A 22,608-nucleotide genomic window follows, 5' to 3' on the forward strand; every position below is an offset into this window, starting at 1 on the left:
TTTCACAAAGGGTTACAGACGGCGCCTGCCAGAGTTGTAGGTAATGTAGTAAGTTAGGCCGGTGAATATCATGCGAAGCGCGCGCCAGTAGCGGAGCTTGCTTCAGAGGGTAGTTAATTGAACGATATGGCAAAGAATCTGATCCTGTGGTTGATCATCGCGGCTGTCCTCGTGACGGTGATGAACAACTTCTCCAGTCCTAACGAGCCGCAGACCCTCAACTATTCCGACTTCATCCAGCAAGTTAAGGATGGCAAGGTCGAGCGCGTAGCGGTTGATGGCTACGTGATCACCGGCAAACGCAACGATGGCGATAGCTTCAAGACCATTCGTCCGGCAATCCAGGACAACGGTCTGATCGGTGACCTGGTGGATAACCACGTGGTTGTCGAAGGCAAGCAGCCTGAGCAGCAGAGCATTTGGACTCAACTCCTGGTGGCAAGCTTCCCGATCCTGGTGATCATTGCCGTGTTCATGTTCTTCATGCGCCAGATGCAGGGCGGTGCGGGGGGCAAGGGCGGGCCGATGAGCTTCGGCAAGAGCAAGGCGCGCCTGCTCTCTGAGGATCAGGTGAAGACCACCCTGGCTGACGTAGCAGGTTGCGATGAGGCGAAGGAAGAAGTCGGCGAGTTGGTGGAGTTCTTGCGCGATCCAGGCAAATTTCAGCGCCTGGGTGGTCGTATTCCTCGCGGCGTGCTGATGGTCGGCCCTCCAGGTACCGGTAAAACCTTGCTGGCCAAGGCGATTGCTGGCGAAGCCAAGGTGCCGTTCTTCACGATTTCCGGTTCTGACTTCGTTGAAATGTTCGTTGGTGTCGGCGCCAGCCGCGTTCGCGATATGTTTGAACAGGCCAAGAAGCACGCGCCATGCATCATCTTTATCGATGAAATCGACGCCGTTGGTCGCCATCGTGGGGCCGGCATGGGTGGTGGCCACGATGAGCGTGAGCAGACTCTCAACCAGCTGCTGGTCGAGATGGATGGTTTTGAGATGAATGACGGCATCATCGTGATAGCCGCAACCAACCGTCCAGACGTGCTTGACCCTGCACTGCTTCGTCCGGGTCGCTTCGACCGTCAGGTTGTGGTTGGTCTGCCGGACATTCGTGGTCGTGAACAGATTCTGAAAGTGCACATGCGCAAAGTCCCAATGGGTGACGACGTAGCTCCGGCTGTGATTGCCCGTGGTACTCCAGGCTTCTCCGGTGCTGACTTGGCCAACCTGGTGAACGAGGCTTCGCTGTTTGCAGCCCGTACCGGCAAGCGCATTGTTGAAATGAAAGAGTTCGAACTGGCGAAAGATAAGATCATGATGGGCGCTGAGCGCAAATCCATGGTCATGTCCGAAAAAGAGAAGCAGAACACTGCTTATCACGAAGCGGGTCACGCCATTGTGGGGCGTGTCGTGCCTGAGCATGATCCAGTCTACAAAGTGTCGATCATTCCTCGTGGTCGCGCCTTGGGTGTCACCATGTTCCTGCCGGAAGAGGATCGTTACAGTCTCTCCAAGCGTGCGTTGATCAGTCAGATCTGCTCTCTGTACGGCGGTCGAATCGCTGAAGAGATGACATTGGGCTTCGACGGCGTGACCACTGGGGCTTCCAACGACATCATGCGCGCCAGTCAGATTGCGCGAAACATGGTGACCAAGTGGGGTTTGTCGGAAAAGCTCGGTCCTTTGATGTACGCCGAGGAAGAAGGTGAAGTATTCCTGGGTCGTGGCGGCGGTGGTCAAAACGCCAGTTTCTCCGGTGAGACAGCCAAGCTGATTGACTCCGAGGTGCGCAGTATCATTGACCAGTGCTATGGCACGGCCAAACAAATCCTGACCGATAATCGCGACAAGCTCGATGCAATGGCTGATGCATTGATGAAGTACGAGACCATCGATGCAGACCAGATCGACGACATTATGGCCGGTCGTGCACCTCGTGAGCCTCGTGATTGGGAAGGTGGTTCGGGTACTTCGGGCACCCCGCCTGTGGTTCAGAACGAGCGCCCTGAAACCCCAATCGGTGGCCCGGCAGCTGACCACTAAGGTTTGAAATGACTTTTGCTTCGTCCTCCCCCCGGTTGCCTTGCGGCAACCGGGTTCTTGATTTGGCCCATACACATGTTATGGGCATTCTTAATGTAACCCCTGACTCCTTTTCCGATGGTGGCCGCTTCAGCCAACTTGATGCTGCACTGCGTCACGCAGAAGCCATGGTGGCGGCCGGCGCGACCTTGATTGATGTCGGTGGTGAATCAACTCGGCCTGGTGCTCGCGTTGTTTCTCCTCTGGAAGAGTTGGAGCGCGTGGCGCCGATTGTCGAGCGCATCGCTCGAGAGTTGGATGTGATTATTTCGGTTGATACTTCCACCCCGGCCGTGATGCGTGAGACTGCGCGATTAGGTGCCGGCTTGATCAACGATGTGCGGTCCCTGCAGCGCGACGGCGCTCTGGATGCAGCTGCGGCTACCGGTTTGCCGGTGTGTTTGATGCATATGCTGGGTGAGCCCGGCAATATGCAGGACAGTCCGCACTATGATGACCTGGTTGGTGAGGTGAGTGGTTTTCTCTCAGAACGCGTTGCCCAATGCGCTGCGGTAGGTATTGCGCCGGAAAGGATCATCCTTGATCCGGGGTTTGGTTTCGCCAAGACCCTGCAACACAATTTAAGTTTGTTCAAACACATGGAGTCCTTGCATGCCCTTGGTCGGCCCCTGTTGGTCGGTGTATCGCGCAAGAGCATGATAGGGCTGGCATTGAGCCGTCCGGTGGGTGAGCGGTTGTATGGTGGCCTCGCACTGGCGGCACTTGCAGTGACCAAAGGCGCACGCATCTTGCGTGTGCATGACGTTGCAGAAACCGTGGATGTGGTGCGCATGATTGCCGCTGTAGAATCTGCCGAATAAGAATGATGGAGCACTTATGACAAAAAAATACTTTGGCACCGACGGGATCCGTGGTCGGGTCGGCGAGTTTCCGATTACTCCAGATTTCATGCTCAAGCTGGGTTGGGCGGCAGGCATGGCGTTCCGCAGCATGGGCGCATGCCGCATCCTGGTGGGCAAGGACACCCGGATTTCCGGGTACATGTTTGAGTCTGCGCTAGAGGCTGGCTTGTCCGCCGCAGGTGCTGATGTGATGTTGCTGGGCCCGATGCCGACTCCGGCGATCGCTTACCTGACGCGTACGTTTCACGCTGAAGCAGGTATTGTGATCAGCGCCTCGCACAACCCTCATGACGACAATGGCATCAAGTTTTTCTCGGGGCAGGGCACCAAATTGCCGGACGAGATTGAGTTGATGATCGAAGAGCTGTTGGATGCGCCGATGACCGTGGTCGAGTCCAGCAAGCTGGGCAAGGTGTCGCGGATCAATGACGCATCCGGTCGTTATATCGAGTTCTGCAAGAGCAGTGTGCCAACCAGTACCAACTTTGCCGGCCTGAAGGTTGTCGTCGACTGCGCCCATGGTGCGACCTACAAAGTCGCGCCAAGCGTATTTAAGGAGCTGGGCGCAGACGTGACTGTGCTGTCGGCTCAGCCCAACGGACTGAACATCAACGAGAACTGCGGCTCGACCCATATGGAGCAGCTGCAAGCTGCTGTCCTGGCCGAGCATGCCGACCTCGGTATTGCCTTCGACGGTGACGGCGACCGCGTGCTGATGGTTGACCACACGGGTGCCGTGGTCGATGGCGATGATCTGTTGTTTATCATTGCCCGCGACCTGCATGAGCGCAACAAGCTGCAAGGCGGTGTCGTCGGTACGCTGATGAGCAATCTTGGGCTTGAGCTTGCGTTGGCAGACCTGGGTATTCCTTTTGTTCGCGCCAATGTCGGTGACCGATATGTGATCGCCGAGCTGCTGGAGCGTAACTGGCAGGTAGGTGGTGAGAACTCCGGGCACGTGGTGTGCTTCCAGCACACCACCACCGGTGACGCGATTATTGCTGCGTTGCAGGTGCTATTGGCTTTGCGTCGCCGCGAAGAGAGCCTGGCTCAGGCTCGTCAGGCTTTGCGCAAATGCCCGCAAGTATTGCTTAACGTGCGTTTCGCAGGTGGAGAAAACCCGATCGACCACCCTGCTGTCAAAGAGGCTTGCGAGCGCGCGACCCTGGCAATGGCTGGTCGTGGACGGGTATTGCTACGCAAGTCCGGCACAGAGCCTTTGGTGCGCGTTATGGTCGAAGGTGACGATGAAATACAGGTTCGCGGCCACGCCGAAGACCTGGCAAAACTGGTAACTGAAGTTTGCGCCTGAATTCGGCTTGCCAGTGATGATGTGGTTGGGTAACATCTGCGCCCACTTTGACCGACGAGGTACAGCATGCGTCGCACTATGGTAGCTGGTAACTGGAAGATGCACGGTACCCGCGCCAGTGTCGCTGAGCTGATCAATGGCCTTCGTCACTTGGCCTTGCCTAGCGGTGTTGACATCGCGGTGTTCCCGCCTTGCTTGCATATCACCCAAGTGGTTGATGGCTTGAAAGGTAAGTCGATTCAGGTCGGCTCGCAGAATTCTGCGGTGGAAGCCATGCAAGGTGCGTTGACCGGTGAGATTGCACCGAGTCAGCTGGTTGATGCGGGTTGTTCCTATGTGCTTGTTGGGCACTCCGAGCGCCGTCAGATGATGGGCGAGCGTGATGGAACACTCAATCGCAAGTTTGCAGCTGCACAGGCTTGTGGCTTGATTCCGGTGCTGTGTATTGGGGAGACCCTTGAGCAGCGTGAATCTGGCAAGACTCTTGAGGTTGTCTCGCGTCAGCTTGGCAGCATCATCGAGGAGCTGGGTGTTGGTGCGTTCGCAAAGGCGGTAATTGCTTACGAGCCGGTCTGGGCCATTGGCACCGGGCTGACTGCTACACCGCAACAGGCGCAGGATGTGCACGCAGCCATCCGTGCGCAGTTAGCGGCAGAGAATTCTGAAATCGCACAAGGTGTGCGGCTTCTATACGGCGGCAGCGTGAAGGCGGCCAATGCGGTCGAACTGTTCGGCATGCCGGATATCGATGGGGGGCTCATTGGTGGAGCTTCCCTGAATGCAGATGAGTTCGGTGCGATTTGTCGCGCCGCGGGAAACTGAAAAAATGCTGGAAACAGTCGTAGTCGTTTTTCATCTGTTGGCAGCCCTGGGCGTAGTTGCCCTGGTTTTGTTGCAGCAGGGTAAAGGTGCGGATGCTGGTGCGTCTTTTGGTGCAGGTGCTTCAAATACTGTATTCGGAAGCCAAGGTTCCTCTACCTTTCTTAGTAAGTTTACTGCTATACTTGCCGCCGGTTTCTTCATAACCAGCTTAGGGTTAGGTTACTTTGCTAAAGAGAAAGCTCATGTGCTGACTCAAGTAGGTTTGCCAAACCCAGCAGTGTTGGAAGTACCAAAAGCAAAACCGGCTTCTGATGATGTCCCGGTGCTTCAAGAGCAAAAGTCGGCTACTCCAGCGACTGACGTACCTCCAGCTCAAGAGCAGAAGTAAGAAGGGTTGTAAGCGCTGTATTGCCGAGGTGGTGGAATTGGTAGACACGCAACCTTGAGGTGGTTGTGCCCATAGGGTGTAGGGGTTCGAGTCCCCTTCTCGGTACCAATTATCAGGAGAGCCCGCTGTTGCGGGCTTTCTTGTAGGTGGAAGGTTACATTGACCCTGTAAGGGATCGGTCGTATACTTCCGCCCCAGCTTTGTCGCGGGGTGGAGCAGTCTGGTAGCTCGTCGGGCTCATAACCCGAAGGTCGTCGGTTCAAATCCGGCCCCCGCAACCAGTTTTAGCGGAGCCCCTTTTAAGGGGCTTTTTGTTAGCTGGACACTTTCAACGCCGCTGTTCGACGGCGTTTCAAGGATGGGCGTTTCGCCCATTTTTTTATTTTGCACAGCATGCACATACATGCACGAGGGGGTTCAGGTGTCGAGCAAGCTAGAAGAGTTGCAGGCCTTGTTGGCCCCGGTGGTCGTGGCCCTAGGCTATGAATGCTGGGGTGTTGAGTTTTCGGCTCAAGGTCGCCACTCAATGTTGCGCGTTTATATCGATAAAGAGGGCGGTGTGCTGGTGGACGATTGTGCCATTGTCAGCCGTCAGATCAGCGGTGTGCTGGATGTTGAAGATCCAATTTCCGTTGAATACACCCTCGAAGTTTCCTCGCCAGGCATGGAACGCCCACTGTTCACTATTGATCAGTTTGCAAAATTTGCCGGTGAACAAGTGAAGATCAAGCTGCGATCTCCTTTTGAAGGACGACGCAACTTTCAGGGCCTTCTGCGCGGTGTAGAAGAACAGGATGTCGTGGTGCAGGTAGAAGACCATGAGTTCCTGTTGCCGATCGATATGATCGACAAGGCCAACATTATTCCCAGTTTTGACTGAGACGCGGATCCCGCGGATCCAATGGCTTGCGAAAGGCGAGGCGTACGATGAGCAAAGAAGTACTGCTGGTTGTTGAGTCGGTATCCAATGAAAAGGGCGTACCGGCAAACGTGATTTTTGAAGCGCTGGAGTTGGCTCTGGCCACTGCTACCAAAAAGCGTTTTGAAGACGAAGTTGATCTGCGTGTGGAAATTAACCGCCACACCGGTGCCTATGAGACTTTCCGTCGCTGGACGGTCGTCGAAGAAGCCGACCTTGATGATCCGGCCATCGAAACCTGGCCAAGCAAGGTTGCCGAAACGCACCCAGGCGCCCAGGTTGGTGATGTCGTCGAAGAAAAGATCGAGTCCATCGAGTTCGGCCGCATTGCTGCACAGACCGCCAAGCAGGTCATCGTGCAGAAGGTTCGTGAAGCCGAGCGCGCTCAAGTCGTTGACGCCTATCGCGAGCGGCTGGGAGAAATTATCTCCGGCACCGTGAAAAAAGTTACCCGCGACAATGTGATCGTCGATCTGGGCAACAACGCCGAAGCGTTGCTGGCCCGCGAAGACATCATCTCTCGCGAAACCTTCCGTGTCGGCGTGCGTTTGCGTGCGCTGCTCAAGGAAATCCGCACCGAGAACCGTGGCCCTCAGTTGATCCTGTCGCGTACCGCGCCGGAAATGCTGATCGAGCTGTTCCGTATCGAAGTGCCGGAAATCGCCGAAGGCCTGATCGAAGTCATGGCTGCGTCCCGCGACCCGGGTTCGCGCGCCAAGATCGCGGTCCGTTCCAAGGACAAACGCATCGACCCGCAAGGCGCTTGCATCGGTATGCGCGGTTCGCGCGTCCAGGCAGTGTCGGGCGAATTGGGCGGTGAGCGTGTGGACATCGTCCTGTGGGACGATAACCCGGCGCAGTTCGTGATCAACGCCATGTCGCCTGCTGAAGTGGCGGCAATTATCGTTGACGAAGATGCCCATGCAATGGACATCGCCGTTGGCGCAGACAATCTGGCTCAGGCCATTGGTCGTGGTGGTCAGAACGTGCGTCTGGCCAGCCAATTGACCGGCTGGACCCTGAACGTGATGACCGAATCGGACATCCAGGCTAAGCAGCAAGCTGAAACCGGTGACATCCTGCGCAACTTCATTGACGAGTTGGAAGTCGACGAAGACCTGGCACAGGTGCTGGTAGATGAAGGCTTCACCAGCCTGGAAGAGATTGCCTACGTACCGTTGGAAGAAATGCTCAACATCGACGGCTTTGACGAAGACACCGTCAACGAGCTTCGCGCTCGGGCCAAGGATCGTTTGTTGACTAAAGCCATCGCTACTGAGGAAAAGCTGGCAGACGCCCATCCGGCCGAAGACCTACTCTCGCTTGAGGGTATGGACAAGGATTTGGCGATGGAACTGGCGGTGCGCGGCGTAATTACCCGCGAAGACCTGGCCGAGCAGTCTATTGACGATCTGCTCGACATCGACGGCATTGACGATGATCGTGCCGGCAAGTTGATCATGGCCGCCCGAGCCCATTGGTTCGAGTAATTAGGCGCGGCCTGAGGAGAGAAGTGCATGACGCAAGTCACGGTGAAACAACTGGCCGATGAGGTCAAAACACCGGTAGAGCGCCTGTTGCAGCAGATGCGTGAGGCAGGTCTGCCGCACACCGCCGCCGATGAAGGTGTGAGCGATAGTGAGAAGCAGTCTTTGCTGACTCACTTGAAGAGCAGCCACAAGGCGAAAGTGGAAGAACCGCGCAAGATTACATTGCAGCGCAAAACCACCAGCACCCTGCGTGTTGCTGGTAGCAAGAGCATCAGCGTTGAAGTACGCAAGAAGAAAGTCTTCGTACAGCGCAGCCCGGAAGAAATTGAAGCCGAGCGCAAGCGTGAACTGGATGAACGTCGCGCAGTAGATAATGCTGCTCGTCAGAAGGCTGAAGAAGAATCCAAGCGTCGCGCCGAAGAAGAAGCGCGTCGCCAGCCTGCTGCTGCGCAAACTGCTTCGGCTGATGCGGTCGCCGCGCCTAGCGCTCCTGTGGAAGCTGTGCGCGAGGCCGCTCCGGTTGCCGCTGCACCAGCACCTGCTGCTGATGCCCGTAAGCGTGAGGAACCTCGTCGTCCGGACAAACCACGTGCCGACGATAACAATCGTCGCGGTGGTGGTGGCGATGGCGAGCGCAAAAACGCTCCGCATCGTGCTTCGGTCAAAGAGAAAGCGCCTGCTCCACGCGTTGCTCCACGTACTACCGACGAAGAGAGCGATGGCTTCCGTCGCGGTGGTCGCGGCAAGGCCAAGCTGAAGAAGCGCAACGCCCACGGTTTCCAGAGCCCAACCGGTCCTGTCGTGCGTGATGTGCAGATTGGCGAGACCATCACTGTTGGCGATCTTGCCAATCAGATGTCGGTCAAGGCTGCTGAAATCATCAAGTTCATGTTCAAACTGGGTACTCCAGCGACCATCAACCAGGTGCTTGATCAGGAAACTGCTCAACTGGTAGCCGAAGAACTGGGCCACAAAGTGACCCTGGTCAGCGACACCGCCCTGGAAGATTCCCTGGCAGAGTCCCTGAAGTTTGAAGGTGAGACGTTCTCCCGTGCGCCAGTTGTGACCGTAATGGGTCACGTTGACCATGGTAAGACTTCGCTACTCGACTACATTCGTCGTGCCAAGGTAGCTGCTGGCGAAGCCGGTGGTATCACTCAGCACATCGGTGCGTACCACGTTGAAACCGAGCGCGGCATGGTCACCTTCCTCGACACCCCAGGTCACGCCGCGTTTACCGCAATGCGTGCCCGTGGTGCCAAGGCGACTGATATCGTGATCCTGGTAGTTGCAGCGGACGACGGCGTGATGCCGCAGACCATTGAAGCTGTCCAGCACGCCAAGGCCGCTGGTGTTCCACTGGTTGTTGCTGTGAACAAGATCGACAAGCCGGGCGCCGATCTCGATCGCATCCGCAGCGAACTGTCGGTTCACGGTGTGACCTCTGAAGAGTGGGGCGGTGATACGCCATTCGTTTCGGTTTCGGCGAAAGTCGGTACTGGCGTGGACGAACTGCTCGAAGCGGTCCTGCTGCAAGCTGAAGTACTTGAACTGAAAGCAACTCCATCGGCCCCAGGTCGTGGCGTTGTGGTTGAATCGCGTCTCGACAAAGGTCGTGGCCCGGTTGCGACCGTGCTGGTTCAAGACGGTACCCTGCGCCAAGGCGATATGGTGCTGGTCGGTTCGAACTATGGCCGTGTACGTGCCATGCTCGACGAGAACGGCAAGCCAATCAAAGAAGCGGGTCCTTCCATCCCTGTCGAGATCCTCGGCCTGGATGGTACCCCGGACGCTGGCGACGAGATGAGCGTGCTGTCCGACGAGAAGAAAGCCCGTGAAGTGGCTCTGTTCCGTCAAGGCAAGTTCCGTGAAGTCAAACTGGCTCGCGCTCACGCTGGCAAGCTGGAAAACATCTTCGAGAACATGGGCCAGGCAGAGAAGAAGACGCTTAATATCGTCCTTAAATCTGACGTTCGTGGTTCTCTCGAAGCGTTGAACGGCGCCTTGAATGGCCTGGGTAACGATGAAGTGCAAGTGCGTGTTGTCGGTGGCGGTGTCGGTGGTATCACCGAATCCGACGCCAACCTGGCACTGGCTTCCAACGCTGTACTGTTCGGTTTCAACGTGCGTGCTGATGCTGGCGCACGGAAGATCGTCGAGCAGGAAGGCCTGGACATGCGTTACTACAACGTCATCTACGACATCATCGAAGACGTCAAGAAAGCCCTTACCGGCATGCTTGGCAGTGACGTTCGGGAGAATATCCTGGGTATCGCCGAGGTACGTGACGTGTTCCGTTCGCCGAAATTCGGCGCGATCGCCGGTTGCATGGTTGTCGAAGGCACTGTGTACCGTAACCGTCCAATCCGTGTACTGCGTGAAGACATCGTTATCTTCGAAGGCGAGCTGGAATCCCTGCGCCGCTTCAAGGATGACGCTTCTGAAGTACGTGCCGGCATGGAATGCGGTATTGGCGTCAAGAGCTACAACGACGTCAAGGCTGGCGACAAGATCGAAGTCTACGAGAAGGTTCAGGTTGCTCGCAGCCTCTAACTCGCGCACTTCCGGAGCCACGCCGCGTGTGGGCATGCAAATGCCTCGCGCAGCGTACGGACTCTAAACGCAACGCCCGGTCTGGCTTTTGTCAGGCCGGGCGTTTGCCGCTTTCAGACCCCATGGGTTTCACCGTGTGGCAGTAACAGGTAACAAGACATGGCAAAAGAATACAGCCGTACCCAACGTATCGGCGATCAAATGCAGCGCGAGCTGGCCCAACTGATCCGTCGCGAAGTCAAAGACCCACGCGTTGGCCTGGTCACCATCACCGCTGTTGAAGTGAGCCGTGACGTGGGTCACGCCAAGATTTTCATCACCGTGATGGGCCAGGACAACAGCGAAGAAATCGCACAAAGCATCAAAGTGCTCAACTCGGCTGCCGGCTTCCTGCGCATGCAGTTGGCCCGCGAAATGAAGCTGCGCAGTGTTCCGCAGTTGCACTTCCACTACGACGAAAGCGTCGTGCGTGGCGCGCACTTGTCTGCATTGATCGAGCGCGCCGTGGCTGAAGACAGCCAGCATCCGTCCACACCTGAAGACGCCAAGGAGTAAGCGGTGGCTCAGGTCAAACGTATCCGTCGCAACGTCAGCGGCATCATTCTGCTTGATAAGCCCATTGGCTTTACGTCCAATGCGGCGTTGCAGAAGGTCCGCTGGCTGCTCAATGCCGAGAAGGCCGGGCATACCGGTAGCCTCGACCCACTGGCCACCGGCGTACTGCCGCTGTGCTTTGGCGAAGCGACCAAGTTCTCGCAATACCTGCTTGATTCCGATAAGGGTTACGAAACCCTGATGCAACTGGGCAAGACCACCACCACGGCGGATGCTGAAGGTGATGTTTTACAGGTTCGCGACGTGACCGTTGGTCGTGCTGATATCGAAGCCGCTTTGCCCGCTTTTCGTGGGCAAATCAGTCAGATACCGCCGATGTACTCGGCTCTCAAGCGTGACGGGCAGCCACTTTACAAGCTGGCACGTGCCGGCGAAGTAGTGGAGCGTGAACCGCGTTCTGTTACTATTGCGCGCTTGGAATTGCTCGCTTGTGAGGGTGAAACCGCACGACTGGCCGTGGACTGCAGCAAAGGCACCTATATCCGTACCCTGGTGGAAGATATTGGTGAACAGCTCGGTTGCGGCGCGTACGTCGCAGAACTGCGACGCACTCAGGCCGGACCTTTCAGCCTGGCCCAGACGGTTACGCTGGAAGAGTTGGAAGCGGTACACGCCGAAGGCGGCAATGAAGCGGTTGATCGCTTCCTGATGCCATCGGACAGTGGTTTGCTGGATTGGCCATTGCTGCACTTCTCGGAGCACAGCGCGTTCTACTGGCTTAACGGCCAGCCGGTACGTGCCCCGGATGCCCCTAAGTTCGGCATGGTGCGAGTACAGGATCATAACGGTCGCTTTATCGGTATCGGTGAAGTGAGCGAAGACGGGCGCATCGCGCCACGTAGACTGATTCGGTCAGAATGACCGAACGAGTGTGGCTGTTAACAGGCACGGTCAACACTCATTTTTAGATACAGGGATTTGTCCCTGGCCTGTTGAGACTGCCCTTTGGGTGGTTTCCTGAAAAAAGGATTGCCTCATGGCTCTCGACGTTCAAGAAAAAGCACAAATCGTTGCTGACTATCAGCAAGCTGTTGGTGACACTGGTTCGCCAGAAGTGCAAGTTGCACTGCTGACCCACAACATCAACAAGCTGCAAGGTCACTTCAAGGCCAACGGTAAAGATCACCACTCCCGTCGTGGTCTGATCCGCATGGTAAACCAGCGTCGTAAGCTGCTGGATTACCTGAAAGGCAAGGATCTGGGTCGTTATCAGACTCTGATCGGTCGCCTGGGTCTGCGTCGCTAATAAGCGATTGCGCTAGAGGTTGGTTGTCTGCCGTGTGTCAGTGGGATTCCCGCTGGCCCATGGTAGGCTCCCAGCCTCAAGTTTTATCTGGATACACGTTTTACCCCCTGGACAAGGGTTGGGCCGATTCCCGACATTGCCCAAGAATTTCGTAAGAAAACAAGTTCCCCAAGAGCCACAAAGAAGGTAGGACACCGTGAACCCGGTTATCAAAAAATTCCAGTTCGGTCAGTCGACCGTTACCCTTGAGACAGGCCGTATCGCCCGTCAAGCCTCCGGCGCAGTGCTGGTTACCGTTGATGACGACGTCACCGTATTGGTGACCGTTGTTGGCGCCAAGACCGCTGACCCGAGCAAAGGCTTCTTCCCTCTTTCTGTTCACTACCAGGAAAAGACTTACGCTGCCGGTAAGATCCCTGGCGGTTTCTTCAAGCGTGAAGGCCGTCCTTCCGAGAAAGAAACCCTGACTTCCCGACTGATCGACCGTCCGATCCGTCCGCTGTTCCCAGAAGGCTTCATGAACGAAGTGCAGGTTGTCTGCACCGTCGTTTCCACCAGCAAGAAAACCGATCCGGACGTCGCTGCGATGATCGGTACTTCGGCTGCCCTGGCTATCTCCGGCATTCCTTTCGATGGCCCTATCGGCGCTGCCCGCGTTGCTTTCCACGAGAGCACCGGCTACCTGCTCAACCCAACTTACGAGCAACTGAAAGCATCGAGCCTGGACATGGTCGTTGCCGGTACTTCGGAAGCCGTATTGATGGTTGAATCGGAAGCTAAAGAGCTGACCGAAGACCAGATGCTGGGTGCTGTACTGTTTGCTCACGACGAATTCCAGGTTGTGATCAACGCCGTTAAAGAACTGGCTGCTGAAGCCGCCAAGCCTACTTGGGCCTGGGCTCCGCAAGCCGAAGCCACCGAGCTGCTGGGCACTATCCGCTCCGAGTTCGGCGCTGCCATTTCCGACGCCTACACCATCACCGTCAAGGCCGACCGTTACGCTCGCCTGGGCGAGCTGAAGGACCAGGTTGTTGCCAAGCTTTCGGGCGAAGAAGGTCAGCCATCTTCCAGCGAAGTCAAAGCTGCATTCGGTGAAATCGAATACCGCACCGTTCGCGAGAACATCGTTAACGGCAAGCCACGTATCGACGGTCGCGACACTCGCACTGTGCGCCCGCTGAATATCGAAGTTGGTGTTCTGCCGAAAACTCACGGTTCGGCACTGTTCACCCGTGGCGAAACTCAGGCTCTGGTAGTCGCGACCCTGGGTACTGCCCGTGACGCACAACTGCTGGACACCCTGGAAGGCGAGAAAAAAGACCCGTTCATGCTGCACTACAACTTCCCTCCGTTCTCGGTGGGCGAGTGTGGTCGTATGGGCGGCGCTGGTCGTCGCGAAATCGGTCACGGCCGTTTGGCGCGTCGTTCGGTTCAGGCCATGCTGCCTGCTGCTGACGTGTTCCCTTACACCATCCGTGTTGTGTCGGAAATCACCGAGTCCAACGGTTCCAGCTCCATGGCTTCCGTTTGTGGTGCTTCCCTGGCACTGATGGACGCTGGTGTGCCGATGAAGGCACCGGTTGCCGGTATCGCCATGGGTCTGGTTAAAGAAGGCGAGAAGTTCGCCATCCTGACCGACATCCTGGGTGACGAAGACCACCTGGGCGACATGGACTTCAAAGTAGCCGGTACCGCTAAAGGTGTTACCGCGCTGCAGATGGACATCAAGATCAAAGGCATCACCGAAGAAATCATGGAGATCGCTCTGGGCCAAGCCCTGGAAGCGCGCCTGAACATCCTCGGCCAGATGAACCAGATCATTGGTCAGTCTCGCACCGAGCTGTCGGAAAATGCTCCGACCATGATCGCGATGAAAATCGACACCGACAAAATCCGTGATGTTATCGGTAAAGGTGGCGCGACCATCCGTGCGATCTGCGAAGAAACCAAGGCTTCGATCGATATCGAAGACGACGGTTCGATCAAGATCTTCGGCGAAACCAAGGAAGCGGCTGAGGCAGCACGTCAGCGCGTTCTGGGTATCACGGCTGAGGCCGAGATCGGCAAGATCTACGTCGGTAAGGTTGAGCGCATCGTCGACTTCGGCGCATTCGTCAACATCCTGCCGGGCAAAGACGGTCTGGTTCACATCTCCATGTTGAGCGACGCTCGTGTTGAGAAAGTGACCGACATTCTGAAAGAAGGTCAGGAAGTGGAAGTGCTGGTGCTGGACGTGGACAACCGCGGCCGCATCAAGCTGTCCATCAAAGACGTAGCAGCAGCTAAGGCTTCGGGCGTTTAATTACCCCTGGCTTATGCTGAAAAAAGGACCCTTCGGGGTCCTTTTTTTATGGGCGAGGGAAAGTGAAGTGAAATCAGCCGTTTAGCCCTCTGCAAAAGCCGCAACTTGCATGCAGGCATGATGGGCTTCATGCAACTTGCACGATTCCGGAAATTAGCATTATTGTTAAGTCGTTGTTTTATAAGGATTTAATTTATGGCTTCGACTTGGCACACTGCCTGCAATATCCCTGTTAACGCTGCAGCATCAAGGTTTACGTACTGCAGACTTTTAATAAAACAGGAGTTACTCGTATGAAGAAGTTCGCTCTCGCTACTGCTACCGCTCTGACTCTGGCCATGGGTGCTAACGTAGCCTTTGCTCAGACTTCCCAAGCCCCTATGACGTTGGCGGCTGGCGAAGCTACCAAGGCTAAGGAAAGCGTTTCGGATACTTGGATCACCACCAAAGTTAAATCCGACCTGCTGACCGAGAAGGGCATTCCTGGTTCGGACATCAAGGTTGAAACCAACAAAGGCGTGGTTTCCCTGTCCTCGACAGTCGCTATCTCTGACGCACAGAAAGCTACTGCTGTCTCGATCACCAAAAAGATTAAAGGCGTAACCGCTGTTTCCGCTGATGGCCTGATGGCTGGCGGTGCTACCAAAGCAGACGGTATCGATAAAACCAAAGGCGCAGCTCATGACGCCAAAGAAACCACCAGCGACACTTGGATCACCACCAAGGTAAAAGCTGACCTGGTTACCGAGAAAGGTATTCCTGGCACCGACATCAAAGTCGAAACTAACAAAGGCGTTGTTTCCCTGTCGTCGACTGTAGCTGTTACCGACGCACAGAAAGCCACCGCCGTAGCAATCACCAAGAAAATCAAAGGCGTTAAAGCTGTATCGGCCGACGGCCTGAAAGCAGAGTAACGCTCGACAGTTCGTTTGAATTAAGCGGCGGCCACGAGTGAGTTAGATATCCACTCAAATGCACCTCTAAGGTTCATGCGACTGACCATATGGATGTGGTCATTACAGGCCCCGGCACTTGTGTCGGGGCCTGTTCTATTTCTGGTGCCGTTGGTTATTCAGCATCCAGATGCATAGGCGTTACAACGCGACCATCTTTCTCCGCCTGTCCCAGGTGGGCGTCAATGAAGTACACGCGGTCGTCTTCCAACTGGCCCTTATCCACCAAGTAGTCCTTGATGGTGCTTGCGCGGTCCTGACCGAGTTGGCGCAGTAGCACGTCGCTGTTGCTCCAGAACTTGATCACGCCGTCACGCAGCTTGGCCGTGCGGTCATCGCGGCTCAGGTCTTTCCACTCCGCCGGTGGCTGTTGTTTCACGCGGATGCGGTAGATGCCTTCGAGCAATGGCGCTTTTTCGCTTTCCGGGACTTCCAGCAAGGACGCCTGGGCCGGAACCTTGTCGCCACGGCGCTGCAGGATTTTGTAATAGTTGTACTGGTATTCACGTTCCAGACGTTGCGCTGCGAGGAAGGGGCCATCGCTGCTGGCAGCGGCCGTGCCTTCAATTTCCAGGCGTAGGGCAGGGCGTTCCTTCAGCGCTTTGGCCAGGGTGTTTAGCGCGCTTTCGGCGTCTTTGTTCAACTCACTTGAGCCGGCAGCGAAGGACACGTTGCTCAGATCTTCCGCTCCGCCGCCGGTGACCAGCCCGCCGATGAACTTGAACGGTGCGGTCGCTGCACGCACCACCAGGTTACGCAGGGTCTGCCAAACAATCGGCATCACGCTGAATTGCGGGTTATTCAGGTCACCGGTCACCGGCAGTTCGATGGAGATCTTGCCGTCAGTGTCTTTAAGCAGGGCGATTGCCAAGCGAATCGGCAAGTCCACGGCATCGGCGCTGTCGACCTTCTCACCCAGTTGCAGTTGCTCGACCACCACTTTGTTCTCGGCCTTCAGCTGGCCCTTGGTGATCACATAGTGCAGGTCGAGGTTGAGGCGTCCCTTGCGGATACGGAAACCCGCGAACTTGCCTGAGTAGGGCGTCAGGGTCGTCAGCTCGACACGCTTGAAGCTGGTGGCGATATCCAGCGCCGCCATCGGATCGAACGGGTTCACGCTGCCTTTGATCGTCACTGGCGCGTAACGGTCCACCTTGCCCTTGATGTCGACGCTGGCTGGTTTGGCCTGACGGCTGTCAATCGTGCCGATCTGGCCGTTGAGCTGTTGGATGGCAGTGGCGAAGTTGGGTGTCAGGCTGAAGTCGGCAAAGTTGGCCGAGCCATCGTTGATCGCAATCTGCCCGATACGAATGCCCAGGGGTTTATCTTTGCTCGCCGCAGGCTTGGGGGCCGACTTGGCGCCACTGTCGGCCGGCTGCGGGATCAGCAGGTCATCGACGTTAGTGGTGCGGTCATCGTTGATCATGAACCGCGCATATGGCTGCAGCAGGTTGACCTTGTCGATCGACAGGCTGTCGCCGTGCTGGTAGTTCAGGCCCTCGACGACCAGACGCTGCCATTTCAGGAAGTCACGTGTCTTGAGGGTGTCCAGGGTATGCAACTGGTCGACCTGCGCTCGGCCGGTAATCTGCAGCGCCAGGGGCTCGGTGCTCTTCAGGTTCACGTCGAGGTCACTGCCGAGCATGCCGCTACGCAGCTCCAAACGGATAAATGGGCTGATATAGGACTGGGCAACCCGTAGGTCAATATCTTTGGTGGTGACCTTCAGCTTGGCGCTGACTGGGTTGAGGTTGACCACGCCCGTTGCCTGAATCTTGCCTTGCTTGCCCAAGCCGCTGTCGATCTTGAGGTTAAAGGGGCTCTGGTTGAGGCTGTCGAAATTCTGTACATCCACATTCAACGGGCCCAGCTCCAGCGCTACCGCAGGTTTGGCCTGACGGTCGGCCAGATGTACTTGATAGTTGCGCAGTTGCACGTCTTTGAGCAGCACTTGCCAAGGCTTGCTTGGCGCAGTCGGGGCAGGCTTTGGAGAGTCGGCTGTAGCTGGCGCAGTGGCAGGCTCCGGCGCCTTGGCTGGTTTGCTCGGTTGGCTGGCGAACAGTTTCTGCCAGTCCAATTGCCCATCGGCCTCACGAGCAGCCCAGGTTTCCAGCTTATTACTGCGGATCTTGCCGACCACCACTTGCTGCTTGGCGAGGTCCACTGTGGTCTCGCTGACGTCCAGGCGTTCCAGGCGCACCAGTGGGCGGCCATCCGGTGCCTTTAAGGCGAACGGCGCGATGCTGGCGGCGGTGTTGGTCAAGTTCAGTTCGGTTTCTTTGGCCAGGCTGAATTTGTAGTCGGTGCTGAAATTGAGCACACCGTCTTCGAGTACCAGGGGGAGCGCGTCACGCACATATGGCCACCAGGCTTTCATCTTGCCATCAGTGACCTTTAGCGTACCTTCGGACGTGATCGGCACCAGGCTGAAGTTGCCTTTCCAATCAATTTGACCACCTTCAGGGCCTGCCGCGACCAGAGTCATATCGGCGTTGTCTTCAGGCAAGGTGCTGAGGTTTTTCAGCTCGAAGTCGAGTTTGTTGTAGAGAAATTCGATAGGTTCGCTGGGGCGCAGATCTTGAAAGTGCACATAGCCGCCTGCCAGCTTGATGCTGTCGATACGCAGTGGGAACGGCTTGGCATTGGGGTCGGCAGGGGAGGGTTCGCTCGCAGGGAGCTTGAACAACTGCGCCAGGTTCAATTGGCCAGACTTGTCGAACAGCAGCTCCGTCTTGGGCTGATCCATTTGCACATCGGCCAAATGCAGTGCCCGGGTCCACAGGCTGTCAATCTGAAGATTGGCGTAAAGGCGCTCGAAACCCACCTGTTCCTTGCCGGGTTCGCCAATCTTCAAGCCCCATGCGGTGACTTCCAGGCTGAAGGGATTGAGTTCAATGCGCTCAATCCGCGCCGGCACCGTGGCGTAATGGGCCAATTGTTGGTTGGCAACGCGAAGGGCGATGCCCGGCAGAATCAAAAAGCCCAGCAAACTGTACAGGGCAAGGGCGGTCAACAAGGCGCCAGTGGCGCGAATCAATCCTTTGGGCATGGGGCGGCGCCATCTATATCGAACAGGAGTGCCTTGGAGTATGGCACGGGTTTTCGGTTCCGAAGAGCCGGGGCGTTGGGACGCTTCCTACAGCTGGAGTATCAGCGTTTTCAAGGGGGGCTGCTGATCCTGTGAGGGAAAATCCGCACCCGGCGTCATGATTTGCCAGTCGCGCACTGGGCGACCGGCTTTCTCCGCGCATCGCAGGACCTGCTCGCGCCAATCCTCCATGCTGACCTTTGCCAGGTTGTTGCAGCAGATCAGCACACCGTTGTCGGCAGTCGCGAGAAGTGCGGGCTTGAGCAGGCTCTGGTAGTCGCGCAACAGGTCGACGGTGCCGAACGCGCTCTTGGCCCAGGCCGGAGGATCGAGCAGCACCAAGTCATATTGGCGCTGTTCAAGACGCGGGTAGCTCGGCAGTTTCTGCCCGCGCCGCTGGGTGATCGGCAGCCCGGCCAGTTGGCGAATCGCCGGAAAGTAGTCCGACTGCACGAACTCCATACTCGGCAGCTGCGGGTTGAGCTGGCCGTTTTCACGCCCGACCGCCAGGTTGCCTTCCGCGAAGTCCAAATTGCACACCTCACGCGCGCCGCCAGCGGCGGCGCTCAGGCCCACGCCGCAGGTGTAGGCAAACAGGTTCAGTACGCTTTTACCGGCGCTGTGATCTTTGACCCAGCCGCGGGTATTGCGCAGATCTAGGAACAGCAACGGATCCTGCCCGGCATGGCGCCCGCGAACACGGTAATTGAGGCCCCATTCGTGCCCGACCATGTCTTCCAGTGCTGCGGGTTCGGCTCGGTATACCGTGTCTTCGCGGTCGATCCGCGAATTGCCGCGGGAGCGGTCGTTGTACACGAGCAGCAACTCCAGGCCCAGGTACTGGTTGATCAGTTGATGCAGGTCCAGCAGGTCTGTGGTTTCCAGCGACTGGTGGAAGCTTTGCACCAGCAACTGCGGGCCATAACGGTCAATGGTCAGGCCGCCGGCGCCCTCCTGGCTGCCGTGGAACAGGCGATAGCAATCGGTGCCCTGGGCATGCAGCTCGTTGATCAGGTCTTGGCGATGATCGAGGGCGGCGCGCAGCGCCCGATTCAAGGGAGACATGGAGCGCGCCTGGCTGTAAATGAGGGCGCGAAGTTTAACAGCTATGGCGCCTTGCCTACACCAACCCCATCCGCCTGTGTGCCCGTTGCACCGAGCCATTGCGCATCGCCCAGCGCAATAACGGCGCGCTACGCTTGACCCCTGCACGGATCATCTGGCGTTGCAGCGGGTTCTGATGCTGATCGAGCATGGTGCTGGCCCAGTCTGGCAGCAGATCGATCCCGGCCTGCATCATCAAGACGCCAAACGGCTTGGCTAAAGTACTGGGCGAGGGGGCGTTCAGCAGCAGGCGCAGTACTTCGCGGCTGCGTTCGTCACACAGCAATTGCGGACGGATACGCTCCAGATAATCGGAAATTTCCTGCCGCGAGCGCGGTACATGCCGCGCCCCCAAGCGCTCCGCCACCAGAGCGATTTCGCTGTAGTAACGATCTTGATCGCGGCTCGACAGAGTCGGGTTGCGATAGCGCAAGTGAGCGGCCATAAAGTTGCTCACCTCGGCTACATGAACCCAAGTCAGTAGCTCGGGATCGCTCGCCGAATAAGGCCGTCCATCCGGCGCATGCCCGACCACCTGCAGGTGGATGGTGCGCACTTTTTCGATCAGCCAGTCGGCGTCTTTGCGCGAACCAAAGGTAGTACCTGAAATGAACTGCGAGGTACGCCGCAGGCGCCCGAGCATGTCCTGGCGAAAGTTCGAATGGTCCCAAACGCCGGCCAGGGCCAGTGGGTGCAAGGCTTGCAGCATCAATGCGCTGATGCCGCCGATCAGCATGCTGCTGAAGTCACCATGGACTTGCCAACTGACCGAGTCTGGCCCGAACAGGCCGGGATCGCCCTTGGGGTTTTCCAGGTCCAGTTGCCCCAGTGACAAGCCGGTGAGGCTCATCAGCTGGGTTTCGATACGGCTGCGGATAAATTCCATGGCGGCTCAGGTTTTCCTAGCGGTTCAGGCGTTTGTCGATCAGGCCGTCCACGACGCTGGGGTCGGCCAGGGTCGAGGTATCACCAAGACTGTCGAGTTCGTTGCAGGCGATCTTGCGCAAGATCCGGCGCATGATCTTGCCTGATCGGGTTTTCGGCAGGGCCGGTGCCCATTGGATCAGTTCCGGCTTGGCAAAGCTGCCGATTTCCTTGCTGACCAGCTCAAGCAGGTGTTTTTTCAGCGCATCGCTGGGTTCCACACCGTTCATGGGCGTGACGAAGGCGTAGATGCCCTGGCCCTTGACGTCGTGGGGGTAGCCCACCACAGCGGCCTCGGCCACTTGGTCATGCAACACCAGCGCACTTTCCACCTCGGCGGTACCGATACGGTGGCCGGACACGTTGATCACATCGTCGATACGCCCGGTGATCCAGTAGTCGCCGTCTTCATCGCGGCGCGCGCCATCTCCGGTGAAGTAGTAACCGGGGTAGGGTTTGAAATAGGTATCAATCATGCGCTGCGGGTCGCCGTACACGCTGCGGATCTGCCCCGGCCAGCTTGACTTAATGGCGAGTACGCCGCTGCCGGCACCGGTGATGACCTTGCCTTGCTCATCCAGCAACACCGGTTGCACACCAAACATCGGTTGGGTCGCGCAGCCCGGCTTGATCCGCTGGGCGCTGACTAACGGGCTGAGCATGATGCCGCCGGTCTCGGTCTGCCACCAGGTATCCACAATCGGGCAGCGTTGTTCGCCCACGGCGTTGAAGTACCAGTCCCAGGCTTCCGGGTTGATCGGCTCGCCCACGCTGCCCAATAAACGCAGGCTGGCGCGGGAGGTGCTTTCCAGTGGTCCGTGGCCCTCACGCATCAACGCGCGCAAGGCTGTCGGCGCGGTGTAGAAAATATTCACCTGGTGTTTATCGATCACCTGCCAGAACCGCGAGCTGTCCGGGTAGCTCGGCACACCCTCGAACATCAGTGAGGTCGCGCCATTGGCCAGCGGGCCATACACGATATAGCTATGGCCGGTGACCCAGCCCACATCGGCGGTGCACCAGAACACCTCGCCGTCACGGTAGTCGAGTACGTACTTGAAGGTCATCGCTGCCTGCAGCAGATAACCGCCGGTGGTGTGCAACACGCCCTTGGGTTTACCGGTGCTACCGGAGGTGTAGAGGATGAATAGCGGGTCTTCGGCGTCCATCGGCTCTGGCGGGCAATCGTCGCTCGCAGCGTCGACGGCCTGCTGGTATTTGAGGTCGCGGCCTTCGCTCCAGTTCACGTCGGCACCGGTGCGTTGCACCACCAAGACGGTGCTGACATTCGGGCAACTGGCCAGGGCCTTGTCGACATTCTGTTTCAAAGCGACGGGCTTGCCGCCGCGCACGCCCTCATCGGCGGTTATCACAGTCCGGCAGTCGGCGTCGAGAATGCGGTCGCGCAGGGCGTCCGGCGAAAAACCACCAAACACGACCGAGTGCACCGCGCCAATCCGCGTGCAGGCCAGCATGGCGTAGGCCGCTTCCGGGATCATCGGCATGTAGATGCACACCCGGTCACCTTTCTTCACGCCACGGCTTTTCAGCACGTTGGCCAGGCGGCAGACGTTTTGATGCAGTTGACGGTAGGTGATGTTGGAAGACTTTGTCGGATCATCGCCCTCCCAGATGAAGGCCGGCTGATCGGCGCGTTGCATCAGGTGACGATCAATGCAGTTGTAGCTGACGTTCAGTTGGCCACCGGCAAACCATTGGGCGGCGCCAGTGTTGATGTCCGAGTGTTGAACGGTGTGCCATGGGGTCATCCAGTCGAGAAAGCTCTTGGCCTGTTCAGCCCAGAAGGTGTCCGGCTGTTCGATGGATTGGCGATAGAGGCGGTGATAGTCCTCTTGACTGAGTTGCGCAGCCCGGCGGACGGCATCGGCGATGGGAAACGTGCTGATATCGAACATGAGCGATCCTTATTCTTGTTTTTGCGACAAGTCATAA

At 57.3% G+C, this 22,608-nt stretch carries 17 protein-coding genes and 2 tRNA genes; 15 read left to right on the plus strand and 4 right to left on the minus strand.

Features of this window, described 5'->3' with window-relative positions; all coding sequences use genetic code 11:
• Positions 1–126 precede the first annotated feature (126 nt).
• The 15 genes from ftsH (at position 127) to AB4N82_RS14300 (ending at position 15,500) form a co-directional block, all read left to right on the plus strand.
• Complete coding sequence (gene ftsH / locus AB4N82_RS14230; protein ID WP_027605365.1) at positions 127–2,037, plus strand: ATP-dependent zinc metalloprotease FtsH; 1,911 nt, start codon at positions 127–129, stop codon at positions 2,035–2,037.
• Between the two features lie 8 nt (positions 2,038–2,045).
• Complete coding sequence (gene folP, locus AB4N82_RS14235) at positions 2,046–2,897, plus strand: dihydropteroate synthase (protein ID WP_032884716.1); 852 nt, start codon at positions 2,046–2,048, stop codon at positions 2,895–2,897.
• A 16-nt stretch (positions 2,898–2,913) separates the two neighbouring features.
• Positions 2,914–4,251 (plus strand): phosphoglucosamine mutase, encoded by a 1,338-nt coding sequence (gene glmM, locus AB4N82_RS14240; protein ID WP_032884717.1) that lies wholly within the window; start codon positions 2,914–2,916, stop codon positions 4,249–4,251.
• A 66-nt stretch (positions 4,252–4,317) separates the two neighbouring features.
• Positions 4,318–5,073, plus strand: a complete 756-nt coding sequence (gene tpiA, locus AB4N82_RS14245) for a triose-phosphate isomerase (RefSeq protein WP_032884719.1) — start codon at positions 4,318–4,320, stop codon at positions 5,071–5,073.
• A 4-nt stretch (positions 5,074–5,077) separates the two neighbouring features.
• Complete coding sequence (gene secG / locus AB4N82_RS14250; RefSeq protein ID WP_010206600.1) at positions 5,078–5,461, plus strand: preprotein translocase subunit SecG; 384 nt, start codon at positions 5,078–5,080, stop codon at positions 5,459–5,461.
• Between the two features lie 22 nt (positions 5,462–5,483).
• Positions 5,484–5,569 (plus strand) — tRNA-Leu (locus AB4N82_RS14255).
• 96 nt (positions 5,570–5,665) lie between these two features.
• Positions 5,666–5,742: transfer RNA gene (locus AB4N82_RS14260), tRNA-Met, on the plus strand.
• A gap of 140 nt (positions 5,743–5,882) precedes the next feature.
• Complete coding sequence (rimP, locus tag AB4N82_RS14265) at positions 5,883–6,341, plus strand: ribosome maturation factor RimP (RefSeq protein WP_032884784.1); 459 nt, start codon at positions 5,883–5,885, stop codon at positions 6,339–6,341.
• A 47-nt stretch (positions 6,342–6,388) separates the two neighbouring features.
• A complete protein-coding gene (nusA, locus tag AB4N82_RS14270; RefSeq protein ID WP_003212187.1) occupies positions 6,389–7,870 on the plus strand; it encodes a transcription termination factor NusA in 1,482 nt (493 codons plus the stop codon).
• 27 nt (positions 7,871–7,897) lie between these two features.
• Positions 7,898–10,423 (plus strand): translation initiation factor IF-2, encoded by a 2,526-nt coding sequence (gene infB, locus AB4N82_RS14275; protein ID WP_032884720.1) that lies wholly within the window; start codon positions 7,898–7,900, stop codon positions 10,421–10,423.
• A gap of 159 nt (positions 10,424–10,582) precedes the next feature.
• Positions 10,583–10,978: a 30S ribosome-binding factor RbfA gene (gene rbfA, locus AB4N82_RS14280; RefSeq protein ID WP_003176137.1), complete on the plus strand. Its 396-nt coding sequence runs from the start codon at positions 10,583–10,585 to the stop codon at positions 10,976–10,978.
• 3 nt (positions 10,979–10,981) lie between these two features.
• A complete protein-coding gene (truB, locus tag AB4N82_RS14285) occupies positions 10,982–11,899 on the plus strand; it encodes a tRNA pseudouridine(55) synthase TruB (protein WP_032884721.1) in 918 nt (305 codons plus the stop codon).
• A gap of 115 nt (positions 11,900–12,014) precedes the next feature.
• A complete protein-coding gene (gene rpsO, locus AB4N82_RS14290) occupies positions 12,015–12,284 on the plus strand; it encodes a 30S ribosomal protein S15 (RefSeq protein ID WP_003177875.1) in 270 nt (89 codons plus the stop codon).
• A gap of 196 nt (positions 12,285–12,480) precedes the next feature.
• On the plus strand, positions 12,481–14,586 hold the full coding sequence (pnp, locus tag AB4N82_RS14295) for a polyribonucleotide nucleotidyltransferase (protein ID WP_122752938.1): 2,106 nt from the start codon (positions 12,481–12,483) through the stop codon (positions 14,584–14,586).
• Positions 14,587–14,879: 293 nt separating this feature from the next.
• A complete protein-coding gene (locus tag AB4N82_RS14300; RefSeq protein WP_032884723.1) occupies positions 14,880–15,500 on the plus strand; it encodes a BON domain-containing protein in 621 nt (206 codons plus the stop codon).
• Between the two features lie 154 nt (positions 15,501–15,654).
• On the opposite strand, the gene AB4N82_RS14305 is transcribed toward AB4N82_RS14300, so the two are convergent.
• The 4 genes from AB4N82_RS14305 to acs form a co-directional block, all read right to left on the minus strand.
• Positions 15,655–18,588 (minus strand): DUF748 domain-containing protein, encoded by a 2,934-nt coding sequence (locus AB4N82_RS14305; protein WP_122765310.1) that lies wholly within the window; start codon positions 18,586–18,588, stop codon positions 15,655–15,657.
• Between the two features lie 87 nt (positions 18,589–18,675).
• Positions 18,676–19,692, minus strand: a complete 1,017-nt coding sequence (locus AB4N82_RS14310) for a class I SAM-dependent rRNA methyltransferase (RefSeq protein WP_460105082.1) — start codon at positions 19,690–19,692, stop codon at positions 18,676–18,678.
• A gap of 55 nt (positions 19,693–19,747) precedes the next feature.
• On the minus strand, positions 19,748–20,617 hold the full coding sequence (locus tag AB4N82_RS14315) for an oxygenase MpaB family protein (protein WP_032884728.1): 870 nt from the start codon (positions 20,615–20,617) through the stop codon (positions 19,748–19,750).
• A gap of 16 nt (positions 20,618–20,633) precedes the next feature.
• A complete protein-coding gene (gene acs, locus AB4N82_RS14320; RefSeq protein ID WP_122765311.1) occupies positions 20,634–22,571 on the minus strand; it encodes an acetate--CoA ligase in 1,938 nt (645 codons plus the stop codon).
• Positions 22,572–22,608: the final 37 nt, after the last annotated feature.

This window comes from Pseudomonas sp. H1_D04 (genome assembly GCF_054683855.1).